Source organism: Sheuella amnicola, assembly GCF_010499255.1.
GTDB classification, from domain to species: domain Bacteria; phylum Pseudomonadota; class Gammaproteobacteria; order Burkholderiales; family Burkholderiaceae_B; genus Zwartia; species Zwartia amnicola.
The window spans coordinates 172,664-186,558 of the sequence record NZ_JAAGRN010000007.1 but is presented as its reverse complement, the minus strand read 5'-3'; the positions used below and the strand labels follow the sequence as shown (position 1 = coordinate 186,558).

The 13,895-nt window shown below is 51.9% G+C and carries 13 protein-coding genes, 1 tRNA gene and 1 pseudogene; 5 read left to right on the top strand and 10 right to left on the bottom strand.

Translation table 11 applies throughout. From position 1 onward, the window contains the following. Positions 1-109, top strand: a 109-nt coding sequence (locus G3I67_RS11680; RefSeq protein WP_163655184.1) for an IS3 family transposase, incomplete at its 5' end; no start/stop codon positions are given. 21 nt (positions 110-130) lie between these two features. Here the strand turns inward: G3I67_RS11680 and G3I67_RS11675 are convergent. The 3 genes and pseudogenes from G3I67_RS11675 to G3I67_RS11665 all read right to left on the bottom strand — a co-directional run. Further along, positions 131-394 (bottom strand): annotated as a pseudogene (locus tag G3I67_RS11675) (helix-turn-helix domain-containing protein); the annotation flags it as partial. A gap of 276 nt (positions 395-670) precedes the next feature. Further along, positions 671-1,873, bottom strand: coding sequence for a M20 aminoacylase family protein (locus G3I67_RS11670; protein WP_163655523.1), 1,203 nt, complete (start codon positions 1,871-1,873; stop codon positions 671-673). 17 nt (positions 1,874-1,890) lie between these two features. Beyond that, positions 1,891-2,880, bottom strand: coding sequence for a Bug family tripartite tricarboxylate transporter substrate binding protein (locus G3I67_RS11665; protein WP_163655521.1), 990 nt, complete (start codon positions 2,878-2,880; stop codon positions 1,891-1,893). A gap of 101 nt (positions 2,881-2,981) precedes the next feature. Between G3I67_RS11665 and G3I67_RS11660 the strand changes: the two genes are divergently transcribed. Beyond that, positions 2,982-3,920, top strand: a complete 939-nt coding sequence (locus G3I67_RS11660) for a LysR family transcriptional regulator (RefSeq protein WP_311197101.1) — start codon at positions 2,982-2,984, stop codon at positions 3,918-3,920. A 426-nt stretch (positions 3,921-4,346) separates the two neighbouring features. Here the strand turns inward: G3I67_RS11660 and G3I67_RS11655 are convergent. From G3I67_RS11655 to cysS, 6 genes are all read right to left on the bottom strand, one after another. Further along, positions 4,347-4,440, bottom strand: a tRNA-Ser gene (locus tag G3I67_RS11655). Positions 4,441-4,470: 30 nt separating this feature from the next. Continuing rightward, entirely contained in the window at positions 4,471-5,736 is a 1,266-nt protein-coding gene (locus tag G3I67_RS11650; protein WP_163655517.1) for an aspartate kinase, read from the bottom strand. 93 nt (positions 5,737-5,829) lie between these two features. Beyond that, positions 5,830-6,903, bottom strand: coding sequence for a tRNA lysidine(34) synthetase TilS (gene tilS / locus G3I67_RS11645; RefSeq protein ID WP_311197100.1), 1,074 nt, complete (start codon positions 6,901-6,903; stop codon positions 5,830-5,832). Continuing rightward, complete coding sequence (locus G3I67_RS11640) at positions 6,896-7,861, bottom strand: acetyl-CoA carboxylase carboxyltransferase subunit alpha (protein WP_163655513.1); 966 nt, start codon at positions 7,859-7,861, stop codon at positions 6,896-6,898. The genes tilS and G3I67_RS11640 overlap by 8 nt, the downstream gene beginning before the upstream one ends. Positions 7,862-7,879: 18 nt before the next feature. Further along, the gene (locus G3I67_RS11635) at positions 7,880-8,512 is read right to left on the bottom strand and encodes a DNA-3-methyladenine glycosylase family protein (RefSeq protein ID WP_163655511.1); all 633 of its coding nucleotides are present in this window, start codon (positions 8,510-8,512) and stop codon (positions 7,880-7,882) included. 20 nt (positions 8,513-8,532) lie between these two features. Beyond that, positions 8,533-10,011 carry a cysteine--tRNA ligase gene (cysS, locus tag G3I67_RS11630; protein ID WP_163655509.1) on the bottom strand — a complete coding sequence of 493 codons (1,479 nt, stop codon included), beginning with the start codon at positions 10,009-10,011 and terminating at the stop codon, positions 8,533-8,535. 68 nt (positions 10,012-10,079) lie between these two features. Here cysS and G3I67_RS11625 point away from each other — a divergent pair, with 68 nt between their 5' ends. From G3I67_RS11625 to G3I67_RS11615, 3 genes are all read left to right on the top strand, one after another. Continuing rightward, positions 10,080-10,874 (top strand): tetratricopeptide repeat protein, encoded by a 795-nt coding sequence (locus G3I67_RS11625; protein WP_163655507.1) that lies wholly within the window; start codon positions 10,080-10,082, stop codon positions 10,872-10,874. Between the two features lie 122 nt (positions 10,875-10,996). Further along, positions 10,997-11,506 carry a peptidylprolyl isomerase gene (locus tag G3I67_RS11620; RefSeq protein ID WP_163655557.1) on the top strand — a complete coding sequence of 170 codons (510 nt, stop codon included), beginning with the start codon at positions 10,997-10,999 and terminating at the stop codon, positions 11,504-11,506. Beyond that, positions 11,499-12,281 (top strand): UDP-2,3-diacylglucosamine diphosphatase, encoded by a 783-nt coding sequence (locus G3I67_RS11615; RefSeq protein WP_163655505.1) that lies wholly within the window; start codon positions 11,499-11,501, stop codon positions 12,279-12,281. The genes G3I67_RS11620 and G3I67_RS11615 overlap by 8 nt, the downstream gene beginning before the upstream one ends. Here G3I67_RS11615 and G3I67_RS11610 read toward each other — a convergent pair. Beyond that, entirely contained in the window at positions 12,278-13,861 is a 1,584-nt protein-coding gene (locus G3I67_RS11610; RefSeq protein ID WP_163655503.1) for a TerC family protein, read from the bottom strand. The two genes, G3I67_RS11615 and G3I67_RS11610, sit on opposite strands and share 4 nt — an antisense overlap. Between the last annotated feature and the right edge of the window lie 34 nt (positions 13,862-13,895).

Genomic DNA, 13,895 nt, shown 5'->3' with positions numbered 1-13,895 from the left:
TGATTACATCGAGATGTTTTATAACCCAATACGCCGTCACAGTCATAACAACGGTCTGTCACCAATAAAATACGAAATGCAGTTCAATCAGAAGCTAGCAAGTGTCTAGGAAATTGGTAGCGATTCAGACCTGTCCAAATGCGGGTTGTTCGAGTGCAAATGCCTTCACCGCAATCTCAATACTTTGCTCAATTCGATTGCGTATATTTGGTTTTTTACGGTTCGCATCCAGTAGAGCTTCAACTCCACCATCAGCCAGAGCGGCCTGGTATCGATAAAAGGTGTCTCTGGAAAAACCCATCACCTTGCAGGCACGGGATACATTGCCAAGTTCAGCTGCGAGATTTAACAAGCCTACCTTGTGTTTGATTACATTATGGTTAACACTATTCATGAGGTTACTCCGTTGCGCTTTCGCGCTGTTTGATAAAGATTCGCACCTATATCAAACTGGGTAACCTCACCCTTTGGCAAGGCATAATTGTCAGATCAAATCGAAACTACTTCAATTAAATCCATGCGTCAGTACTTCGATTACGCCCCAAGGCCATCAAATAAAATACGCTCAGCTCTTAGGTTGGTTTTTATTTGTCCCATCTTCAGTATTCGCAATAGCACACATTGAGTACTGACTTACAAACAAGTTTTGGCATTTGATTAGGCTTCCAAATTAGCTGAGATATCGCCTAACCAGTAGTGCCCAGAAAGCGGCGCCAATTGGGATATTTCCATCATGAAAATCATAGCCGGGGTTGTGGACCATGCACGCGCCGTGTCCGTCCCCTTCTCCATCGCCATTTCCAACCAGTAAATAGCAACCTGGGACTTCTTCCAGGAAGAAAGCAAAATCTTCACTGCCGGTCAGCGCTCGACCCTGAAGTACCACACTCTTTTCACCCACCAACTCTTTCGCCACTTCGCGAGCGAAGTCCGTTTCTCTTAGATGATTGACCAGAACCGGATAATTGCGCCGATATTCAACCTGTGCCTTGACTCCGTAGCTGATTGCCTGGGACTCTGCCAATACCTTGATTCGATTTTCAAGTAGATCTCGCACACGACTATTCAATGCCCTCACACTTAAACTTAAGGTTGCCGATTGTGGAATCACGTTATTTGCCATACCGGCATGGAATGCACCGACGGTAATGACAGCCATTTCCTGCGGATCAACATTGCGCGAAACGATGCTCTGCAACCCCATCACAATCGCTGAGCCTGCCACAATTGGATCAGCCGCCTTTTGCGGAACTGCACCATGCCCACCCGTGCCCTCAATCGTGATGGTTACCAGATCCGACGAAGCCATAAAAGGCCCATCGCGAAAAACTAGTTGACCTTGCCGATAGCCCGGCATGTTATGCATACCAAATACCGCATCACAAGGGAATTGCTTGAATAATCCATCTTCCATCATTTTTTTCGCGCCGCCCAAACCTTCTTCGGCCGGCTGGAAGATCAAATTTAGCGTGCCAGAAAACTCCACTTGATCAGCAATATGTTTGGCAGCCGCCAAGAGCATTGCTGTATGACCGTCATGGCCGCAAGCATGCATAACGCCAGCGTGGCAACTGGCATAGGGTAATCCGGTATTTTCCTGGATAGGTAGCGCATCCATATCCGCGCGGAGACCAACTGCTTGATGACCTGTCCCGCGCTTGAGCTGACCGACGACTCCCGTGCCACCTATTCCGCGGGTGACCGTATAGCCCCATGTTTCAAGTAAATTTGCCACCAATTCGCTGGTTCGATGCTCCTGAAATCCCATTTCGGGATGTCGATGGATATCGCGTCGAACAGCGACAAATTCCTCAGACTGATTCTGAAATGTTTTCAACAGATCCTGAGTGAACGACCCAGCGGAGGCATTCATATTTTCCCTTCATTGGATTATTGGGGCTGAAGATTGATCGATTTAATAATCGATTGATATCTTGAGATATCTTGCGCGTAAAGTTCTGCGGACTCTTCCAGACTGAGTGGTTTAGCGGCTTGCAAATTATTAGCTTTTAAACCTTCTCGCACGGCAGATTCAGTTAAAGCGACCTGAAGTGCATCATGCAATGATTGCAGAATAAAGTCTGGTGTATCTTTTTTTACAAAATATCCGGTCGAAAGATTGTAAGTAAATCTCTTGATCTTTGTGCTCTCACCTACAGTAGGTAAATGTTTCACACCCTCTTCACGCTTTTCGTTAAGTAAGGCGATTAGTCGTATTTTGCCGCTATTGGCCAAGTCTTCATAATATTTTGCATAAACGGTAATAAAGATATCAACCTGACTGCCCATCAAATCCTGGTTTGCCTGAGCACCTCCTTTGTAGGGCACATGCACCAAGGGTGCTCCAATTGTTTGTGAAAATTGCTCACCAAGCAAGTGATACATTGATCCAGTACCCACACTTGCGTAAGTAAGTGGTTTGCCTGCCGCTGCCTGTGCTTTGGCATAGTCGATAAGTTCATCAACAGTTTTTGCTGGTAAATCAGGCCTGCCATAAATGGCTAGGTGCGCTGTGCCCAGCATTTGCACTAAACGGAAATCCTCAGGCTTAAAACGGATAGACGCAATCGCCATTGGTGCCAGGATCAATTCATTAGGTGAACCTTGGAATACATATTGTCCATTCGCAGGTGCATTCAAAACCTTTTGAGCACCAATCGAACCGCTTGCGCCGGCTACGTTTTCGACAATGACGGTTCTACCCAATTGTTTACTGAGCGGTTGGTTAACGATGCGGGCCAGAATGTCAGACAAACCACCTGGGGGGTAAGGAATGACCAAACTGACCGTTTTGACTGGATAAGACTCGGAAGCCCAAGCGACACTGATCAATAGGACGCCAGCTAATAACGCGATGATTCTTTTGATAAATATCTTCATTATTTTCAAGGCTTTTAAAGATTGAATGAAGTGGAGGAAATGCCACTCACATCATAAAAATCCAAAATACATTTGTCTAATGCATAATTTATTAATAATCTATGCATTTAATTTATATATTTATTTTTGCAAAAATGAACCTGAAACAACTAGAACACCTCTTAGCGCTGGCTGATACTGGTTCATTCAGCCAGGCAGCGAATCAAGTCCACTTGACTCAACCGGCCTTAAGCCGAAGCATCCAACAATTAGAGCAAGACTTAGAAGCAAGGTTAATTGACCGTAACGGCCGTCGAAATGAATTGACCAACTTAGGACATATCGTTGCCGAACGTGCACGGCACCTGATACTTGAGGCGGAGGAAATTCGCCGGATCGTGCAACATATGCAAACAGGCTTAATGGGCCCACTTTCAGTGGGTCTTGGATCAGGGCCTGCAAGTATTCTGTCTACACGACTGATGCGCTATGTTAATCAGCATCATCCCGATATGACATTGACCATTACCCGCGGACCCGTTGAACAACAAATCCAGCGTTTGCGAGAGCGGTCACTCGATGCGCTTGTTGTCGATCTACGTAGCGTCGTACCGTCAACGGATCTAAAGATCGAGGCATTAAACCAAATGCGAGGTGCACTCATCGCACGCGCCTCACATCCCCTGTTTAAAAAACGTCAAAAGGACTTCAACTTGTCCACAATTTTGAAGTATCCGCTGGCAACAACCAAGCTTACAGATGAAGTGATCCGACGATTTGTAAATCGATATGGTGCCGAAATCGATATAGCGGGAGCAGTCAAACTACGCTGCGAAGAAATTGATAACTTATTGCAAACCGTAAAGGAATGCGACGCAGTGTACTTTGGCGTAGCCGCTGCCGCACGTGATGCGTTGTCCAATGGGTCGCTAAAAGAACTGTCCGTTACGCCATCATTGGATTTTGGTGCCACTTTCGGAATTATCACGCTAAAAGCCCGCACCGAAACGACAGGAATTGAAATTTTCAAGAATTTTGTACGTGAAACACTAAAAGACTAATCTTTAAATTATTTCTTTAAAAATTTAGCAACGCCATTCCGAAAATCCTGACTGCCGTAGACCTGGCTCTCCAGAAAGCTAACCGCCTACCCATTTGCTCGACCGATACGGACAATACACTCCTCGAATTTATACCCATTGTTCGAGCAAAATACAGTGCGTAAGTGATTTAGGTACCATCAAACCAAAATTGGGGGGTGGGGGTACGGTGGGGTAACGCTAAGCCGAAATCGACAGGGGTGGGGGCCTAAGTTATTCGATCGCATTCGAATTATTTTCTCGTGTATCTGACGCCAAGCAACACGAGTTAACGAGTGAACGAACAAACCGATCGGATTATCAGAGTATCAAGCCAATATTCTTGGATATGCTTTTGGGTATGCAGAATAAAAAAGCGCCTCGAAAGGCGCATATTTACTAGTTATCTGGCGGAGGCGCAGGGATTCGAACCCTGGATGCAAGTTTTAGCTCACATACTCCCTTAGCAGGGGAGCCCCTTCAGCCTCTCGGGCACGCCTCCAAACCAAGCCGATATTCTAGCACGAGACACTTAAACCTTGGTCGCAGGCGCTTTTTCCAGACCGAAGGCTTTATGCAAGGCGCGAACAGCCAGTTCCATGTACTTGTCGTCGATCAGGACCGAGGTCTTGATTTCGCTGGTGCTGATCATCTGAATGTTGATGCTCTCTTCAGCAAGCGTGCGGAACATCAAGCTGGCAACGCCGGCGTGCGAACGCATACCGATACCAACGATCGAAACCTTGGCAACCTTCTCGTCGTAATTGACTTCGCGCGCACCCACGGCCGGGACAATGGTTGTATCAAGCAACACCTTGGCGCGAGCGAACTCGGTGCGAGGCACTGTGAACGAAAAATCGGTTGTGCCCGACACGGACTGGTTTTGAACAATCATGTCCACATCGATATTGGCGTCGGCGACTTTACCCAGAATCGCATAAGCGATGCCGGGCTTATCAGGTACGCCCAACAGGGTGATTTTGGCTTCGTCGCGGCTAAAGGCGATGCCCGAGACCACTGCTGCTTCCATTTTTTCGTCTTCCTCAAAAGTAATCAGGGTGCCGGACTTCATTTCCTCGTCCAGCGGCATGTTGGGGTCGGTCAGGGATGACAGAACACGGGTTGGCACGCGGTATTTACCGGCGAATTCGACCGAACGGATCTGCAGAACCTTGGATCCGAGCGATGCCATCTCAAGCATTTCTTCGAATGAAATCACACTCAAGCGACGCGCATCAGGTTCGACACGCGGGTCGGTGGTGTAGACGCCATCGACGTCGGTGTAAATCAGGCATTCATCGGCCTTAAGCGCCGCAGCCACAGCCACGGCCGAGGTATCGGAACCACCACGACCTAGTGTCGTAATGTTGCCGGTTTCGTCCACACCTTGAAAACCCGTCACTACGACAACTCGACCTGCATCCAGATCCGCTCGAATGCGCTTGTCATCAATCGCGGTAATGCGAGCTTTGGTATAGGACGAATCGGTATGGACAGGCACCTGCCAGCCGGCGTAACTGCGCGCCTGCAAGCCTTCAGCCTGCAAAGCTAACGCCAGCAAACCGCTGGAGGCCTGCTCACCGGTTGCGGCAATCATGTCAAGCTCGCGGCCATCGGGCATGCTTGAAATCTCGCGGGCCAGGCCCAGCAAACGATTGGTCTCACCCGACATCGCAGAGGGCACGACCACGACTTGATGGCCGGCAGCATGCCATTTGGCGACTCGACGCGCGACGTTTTTAATGCGCTCGACTGAGCCCATCGACGTACCGCCGTACTTATGAACAATGATAGACATAGAGTTGAAATTAAACGGTCAAATTCGGACAAACCGCATTATTTTAGCGCGAACCCGCGATCAGTCTTGCTGACAAGCCGTTACGGGACAATCTCAGGGCGAATTCGGCTCTAAAAACACCCTTGCCTGCCTGCAACGAACGGAATAAGGATCGTGCCGCCAAAGAAGGTCACGATCCGACCCCATCTGATGCAACTGACGCAGTTGACGCAGTAGTTCATTTAATTTGCGGTCACCCGGCATGGCGATACCTTGCTTTTGTATCCAGTACCGCAAGACCAACGCCTGACGTGCTGGGCTCAGCAGGCGCCACAACTTCAAGCTAAAACTGCCGTCATTCGCATCGGGATCCAAACCTTCCAGATCAGACGCAGCCACCTCGTCAAGGACCTCGATCGCATCCTGCGCCTGACGTGCATGCCGGGCCAGGGTCTGTTGCCAGGCTGGCCAATGGGCTTGAATCGCCGGCAGCACATCCCGTCTCAAGGCTCCTCGCGCATAGCGGGGATCCGCATTGCTCGGGTCGGCAACGGGCAACCAGCCTGCTCGCCGACCAAAGTCGGAAACAAGCGCCAGCATTTCAGCGCGATCGACATCCAGCCATGGCCTGAACAAACGCAGCCCTTCCCGTTGACTCTCTGTGCGCATGGCAGCCAAGCCCTGAACACCGGCTCCGCGCAACAGTCGCAATAAAACGGTCTCGGCTTGATCCTGACGATGATGCGCCAACAACACGACATTGAGCTTGCATTCGGCGGACATTGACGAGAGCGCCTCATAGCGTGCCTGACGGGCGGCTGCTTCGATGCCTTTTCCGGAATCGGTTTGCACTTCGACGTGCTTAACTACGAGAGGCGCGTCAAGGTGTGAAGCCAGAACTTCGACGCGACGCAACCATTCATCGGCTTCTGCAAATAGGCCGTGATGAATATGAAACAGATAAAGAGGTCTGGCTTGTGATTTGCATAAATCGGCTGCAATCAAGGCCAGCGCCGAAGAGTCTGCTCCGCCGCTTAGTGCGACAGCAACTGGTTCTTGCGAAGGTAAATTCGCTAACGAATGAGAAAGCGTCCGGGTCAATTCGGCAAATTGTTGCCGGTCGAACAATTCAACGGCCAACGCCCCGGAAGCGGATCCGGATTCACCGGACCCGGACAGATCAGGCACGGACTTCCTGGAATCGTCCATACGAAAGCAAGCGCTCGAGACGATGATCAATCAATTGTTGCGGCGTCATTCCTGACAACTGGCGCAAGGCATCGCTGAGCGATCGACGCAACAAGCGGGCCATCACGCGGGGGTCCCGATGCGCGCCACCGATCGGCTCATTGACCACCCGATCGATCAGGCCTAAGTCCTTTAGGCGCGGAGCGGTGATAGCCAGGGCGGCAGCAGCTTCCGAAGCTTTCTCTGCACTGCGCCACAAAATCGATGCACAACCTTCGGGAGAAATCACCGCATAAGTCGAATACTGCAACATCAACACCACGTTGCCCACTGCAATCGCCAAGGCACCACCGGAGCCACCTTCGCCGATGATGGTCGAGATGATCGGCACTTTAAGCTCGGCCATCGCATACAAGTTGTGGCCGATGGCCTCGGACTGTCCGCGTTCTTCGGCGCCGATACCGGGGTATGCACCGGGCGTGTCCACGAAAGTGAAAACGGGCAGATTGAATTTTTCAGCCAGACGCATCAAGCGCAACGCTTTGCGATAGCCTTCGGGTCGTGGCATGCCAAAGTTTCGTGCGGCACGCTCTTTGGTGTCGCGACCTTTCTGATGCCCGATCACCATGCAAGGCGTGCCATTGAATCGTGCCATGCCCCCAACGATCGACAGATCATCCGCATACATGCGATCACCGTGCAGCTCGTGAAAGTCGGTGAAAATCTCGCGAACATAATCAAGCGTGTAGGGTCGCTGCGGATGACGCGCGACCAGGGCCGTCTGCCAGGGGGTCAGTTTGGAATAGATTTCTTTGGCCAGACTCTGGCTTTTTTGCTGCAAGCGACTGATTTCATCGGAGATGTCGACGGCGGAATCAGCCTGCATGTAGCGCAATTGTTCGATCTTGCCTTCAAGATCGCCCAGCGGTTGTTCAAATTCGAGAAAGGTGTTGCGCATAACGATATTGCTTCCGTATTAGTATTCGACCGGCACCGGGTCCAGACTGCGCCACAGATACCAGGTTGCTACTGTACGCCAAGGCTGCCACGCCTGTGAAACTTCTCGTGCCTCGAAACGGGACACGGGCTCGCCACTGAAGTAGTGTAACGATATTGCATTCAATAGTCCTACATCATCCAGTGGCAACACATCGGGACGCTGCAGATTAAAAATCAAAAACATCTCTGCCGTCCAGCGACCAATCCCTCTGATCGCAGTCAATTCGGCAATGACCTCTTCGTCTTCCATCTTGGCCCATTTGGCCGGATGAACCAGCTTGTCTGTGAAATGAGCCGACAAATCAAGCACATACTCGGCTTTGCGCATCGAGAGTCCGGCTTCGCGCAACTTCTCGATGCCTACTTTCTGAACTGAAGCGGGAGTGGGCTTTTTACCGCAGACAAGCAGCAATCGCTGCCAAACGGATTCTGCGGCCTTGACCGAAATCTGCTGTCCGACAATTGAGCGCGCCAACGTGATGAAGGGGTTGCCGCGTGTCGTTAACCAGATATCCGGATGTTTCGGAATCAGTTTTTTGAGAATACGATCGCGGCGTATCAAATGCGCGATCGCACTATCCCAATACTCAGGCTTGGTGGTGATGTCCATCGTGCTCTTTTACACTGATCTCAGGCACGACGCCATTGGGTCAAACCACCCGGTTTGTCATCGATTTCGATACCGGCAGCCTTAAGCGTTGCGCGAATGCTGTCGGCCTGGGCAAAATTCTTTGCCTGTTTGGCCGCCAAGCGCTCCTGAATCAAAGCTTCGATTTGTTGCTCAGTCATCGCGGTGCCGACATCAGCTGCTTGACCCTGCTCGGCGTTTTCAATCGCGCGACGCGTATAACGGGTCGGGCTTTGAAAATATACGACCGGATCCTGCTGCAACAGTCCGAGAATGGCACCCAAAGCTTTCATTTGTCCGCACGCTTGCGAATCACGATTGCGATTGGCTATCGTTGCGAGCTCGAACATCGCGGCGATTGCGCCGGCGGTATTGAAATCATCATCCATGGCTTCGCGAAACGCCTGAGCCTGGGGCGAAGACCAATCGACTTGAACACCTTCTGCAGGCACCACGTTTTGAAGCGTCTGATAAAAACGATCGAGCGACAATTGCGCATCGACCAGATTGTCGGGCGCATAATTTTGAGGGCTACGATAATGATTACGCGCGATAAAGAAGCGCAGCATTTCAGCTTCACGCGGGTTGACCTGATACGTTGCCGAACTGTCAGGTTGAGCCGGCAGGCCTATCGTCTGGCGAATCGTACGGAAATTACCCAGGGATTTGGACATTTTGTCCGCATCAACCATTAACGGTCCGCAATGCATCCAATTGTTGGCCAACACCCCGCCGTAAGCGCCTTCGGTTTGTGCGATTTCGTTTTCGTGATGCGGAAACTTCAGATCCGGTCCGCCACCATGAATATCCAGAGGCAGGCCCAGCAGGGCCTTGCTCATGGCTGAACACTCGATATGCCAGCCGGGACGTCCCCACCCATATGGAGAATTCCAGCGCGTATCGGCCGGCTCATGCTCTTTGGCGGACTTCCAGAGTACAAAGTCCATCGGATCACGCTTGCTGCTCGATACGGCCACGCGTTCACCTGCACGCAAGTCGTCCAGTGATTTGCCTGACAATTTGCCATAGCCCGCAAACTCGCGCACGGCAAAATTCACGTCACCATCATCGGCGTGGTACGCCAGGCCATTTTTTTCGAGCTGGGCGATGATATCGAGCATATCGCCAACGTACTCGGTTGCCCGGGGCTGGTGATCCGGGGCCTGCACGCCCAGAGCACGCTCATCGGCATGCATGGCATCGATAAAAAACTCGGTGACTTCGCCAATCCGGCGATTCGATTCCACGGCACGCTTAATAATCTTGTCATCAATATCGGTAATATTGCGAACATAGGTCACCTGATAGCCGCTCACACGCAACCAGCGCTGAACCAGATCAAAGCTGACGAGCATGCGCGCATGCCCGAGATGACACCAGTCATAGACCGTCATCCCACAGACGTAAAGGCCGACCTTACCCTCCCGAACCGGGACAAAAGGACGTTTGGTGCGCGAAAGGGAATCGTAAATCTGGAGCATGCGATCTAAAAGCCAAAAGCAGGGCTAAAATGCGGATCGATAAGTATAGCAATTGAGGACTCCACGTCTTGAAGCTTTCTAAAATGATCGGTCGTGCCACGTTTGCAATTTATGCGACGAGTGTTGCTGTCGGATTTGCTTGTGCCCAAGGCTATCCGGGCACGGCAACCTCAGTGCAGCAGGTCAACCCTTTGGCGCCCACCCTCCCCGAACGCCCAACCTCGGGCACGGCTGCCATGCCCTCGGCGACTGGCGAAAAACCGGGATATGTCTACGGCGACAAGGTTAAGGAAGGTGGCTGGGAAGGTCTGGCAAAACTTCTGGACGCAATTGCCCCCTCAGTCGATACGCGCGTACCGCTTTCACCCTCTGAAATCACGCGTCGCATCGAAGGGCTGATCCGTGCGGATCGCCTGCAGGAAGCACTGAAAGAGGTCGAGGCAAGGCAAGCCGTCGAAGCAGACCGCCAAACCCCCGGTGTGGATGTGCAACTGATGTTCTTGCACGCCCGCGTCCTGACTGAGCTCAAGCGCACCAGCGAGGCTGAGGCCATTTATCAACGGATGACCATGCGCTTTCCCGAACTGCCCGAACCCTGGAATAACCTGGCTGTCATCTACGCTCAACGCGGAGAACTCGAGCAGGCACGTCGTGCGATCGAAATGGCGATCATGATTAACCCTAAATATTCTTTTGCTCAGTCGAATATGGGTGATATCGAGCTAGGTTTGGCGCTAAAGGCCTATCAAAACGCCGCCGATGCCGGTGCAGTTAACGCACGCGCAAAAATTCGGGCAATCAAGGCGTTAATCGAAGAACAGAACACTTTATCCACACTACCTGCAACAACTAAGACAAAATGATTTTTTTCCAACTTTTGCGCCTGATGCGCAATCTGATTCTCGCCAGTATCATTCCGATGATATCGACCAGCGCACTGGCCGCTCCCCCCTCCAACTCGACAACTCAACAAGGCGTTAAATCAATGAGCACGAATCCTCGCGTCAAAATGACCACGAACATGGGCGACATCGTCATCTCCCTCGATGCTGCGAAAGCACCAAAGACCGTTGCCAACTTTCTGGCTTATGTCAAAGACGGCTTTTATGATGGCACGATCTTTCACCGTGTGATTGACGGTTTCATGGTTCAGGGTGGTGGCTTTGAACCCGGCCTGAAACAAAAGCCCACCAAAGCTCCAGTTGAAAACGAAGCAAACAATGGCTTGAAGAACAACAAGTACACCCTGGCGATGGCTCGCACCAGCGACCCCCACTCGGCAACGGCTCAGTTTTTCATCAACGTCGCCAACAACGACTTTCTGAACCACACTGCGCCCACTTCCAATGGCTGGGGCTATGCAGTATTTGGCGAAGTCGTCGAAGGCCAGGATGTCATCGATAAAATGAAAGCGGTCAAAACCGGCAACAGCGGTTTTCACCAGAACGTTCCCGTTCAAGACATTGTGATCACCAAGGCGGTTGTCGTTGAATAAAATCACTCTCGAAGGCCCTGTGTGGCTGGCATCAGATGTACATCTGGGCCAGCACACTGTTGGCACCTCAGAAGCTTTTCGCGAATTTCTCAAGCTGGCGGCTAGCGAGGCGAAAGCCTTGTTGCTGCCAGGTGACATTTTCGACGCGTGGATTGGCGACGATGTGGCCGTGATGGCGCCTCCCTGGCTGGCCCAGGACTTGATGGCAATCAAAGCCGCAGCCGCGAAGATTCCGGTCTGGCTCGGAAGAGGCAACCGGGACTTTCTGATGGGTGAAGCGCTAGCTGCCGGACTGGGCGCGCGCCTGCTTCCTGAAGAGGTGCTGATTTCGGTCGGCCCCCGCACCATGCTTCTCAGTCATGGTGATGAATATTGCACGGATGATGTCGCGTATCAGCAATTTCGCGCCATGGTTCGCAACCCGGCCTGGCAAGCGGGTTTTCTGGCTAGAAGCATTCCGGAACGTTTAACTCTCGCTGCGCAGGCCCGTGGCGAAAGCATGGTGGCCAATCAAACCAAGTCCAGCGAAATCATGGACGTCAATGCCGATGCTGTAGCAAAAGCCGTTCGAAATTCCGGTGTTTCCATCGTTGTCCATGGCCACACGCACCGCCCCGGTCGCAACGTCATGTCGGTCGACGGAAAAATCTGCGAACGCTGGGTGTTACCCGATTGGGATTGCGATCACAAGGAAGGCGGTCAAAACGATCGTGGCGGATGGATGGTGATCGATGAGGATGGGCCTGCCCTGTTCGATCTGAATCGCGCAGATTAGGCATGATCCGGCGCACTGGATGCGTCGGGCATAGCGTCTAGTTTCCGAATCTTAACCAATGCGATTCTGCGTCCATCAATCTTCTGGACTTCGAACTTGAAGGTCGCATGGGGCCCTGCATATTCGCAACTATCACCCGGCTTGGGCAACTGACCGAAGCGCGATAGTAAATACCCGGCCATGGTGGTGAAGTCCTGGTCCTCATCCACCAATCCTTCGGTTTCGAGCACCTGCTCCAAATGGTGCAAATCAGCCGCGCCATCGACCGTCCATTGATGATCGCCATCGCTGATGATGTCAGGCGTCTCGTCCTCATCTGGAAACTCGCCCGCAATCGCTTCGAACACATCAATGGGGGTAACCAAGCCCTGAATCGTTCCGAACTCGTCAGCGACCAATACGAGTTGGCCACGCGATCGTTTAAGCGTGTCCATCAACCTGATGATGCCTATCGTGTCGTGCACGATAATCGGTTCGCGCAAGCTGGCTTTACGGATATGGCCATGCGTAATCAGGTCGGCAATCATGTCCTTCGCACGACCGATCCCTTTCACGTCGTCAAGCGATTCGCGACAGACGGGAAAAAAGCTATGAGGCGCCATGGCAATCTGCTTCTGAATCTCTGCAGGATCATCGTCCAGATTGACCCAGGACACTTCGGTACGAGGCGTCATCACTGAATGGATCGATCTTTCGGCCAATGTGAGTACTCCACTGACCATGTTGCGCTCTTCGACTCCGAATGTGATGTCAGATAAATTATCTTTTGCGGTTACGGCGGAGTCAGCCATCTCATCCGGTAGTTTTTTGCCGAGCATGCGCAACACCGCTTCTGCGGTACGCTCACGCATTGGACGCTTGGCCTCGAGCTTGATGCCCTGAAGGCGCGCAATCTGGTTGAGCAGTTCGATTAGCACCGAAAAACCGATGGCGGCATACAGATAGCCCTTGGGCACTTTAAACCCGAAGCTTTCCGCGACGAGCGAAAAGCCAATCATCAACAAGAAGCCCAAACACAATACGACTACGGTGGGATGCGCGTTAACGAATCGGGTCAGCGGTTTGGATGCAAGCAGCATAATGCCAACAGCAATCACCACTGCAGCCATCATCACGCTTAAATGCTCGACCATGCCGACAGCGGTAATCACGGCATCGAGCGAGAAAACCGCATCAAGAACCACGATCTGGGTCACGATCACCCAAAAGTCGGCATACACGCGGGTTGCGGAGTGCTCGTTGCGGTTGCCTTCAAGACGCTCATGAAGCTCAAGGGTTCCCTTGAACAACAGGAAGAACCCTCCAACCATCAGGATCAGGTCCCGGCCGGAGAACTCGAAGCCGGCAATCGCCAGCCAAGGCTGTTTTAACTGGACTAGCCAGGACATGCCGGCCAGCAGGCCAAGTCGCATGATCAGCGCAAGGGATAGCCCTATGATTCGGGCCCGGTCGCGCTGGGCTGGCGGTAGCTTATCGGCCAGAATGGCGATAAAAATCAGGTTATCGATACCCAGGACGATTTCAAGTACGACCAGGGTAAAAAGGCCGACCCAGATTGTCGGGTCAAGCAGCCACTCCATTGAGGGCTCCAGTAGTTGTAGAGCCCTTAATGGT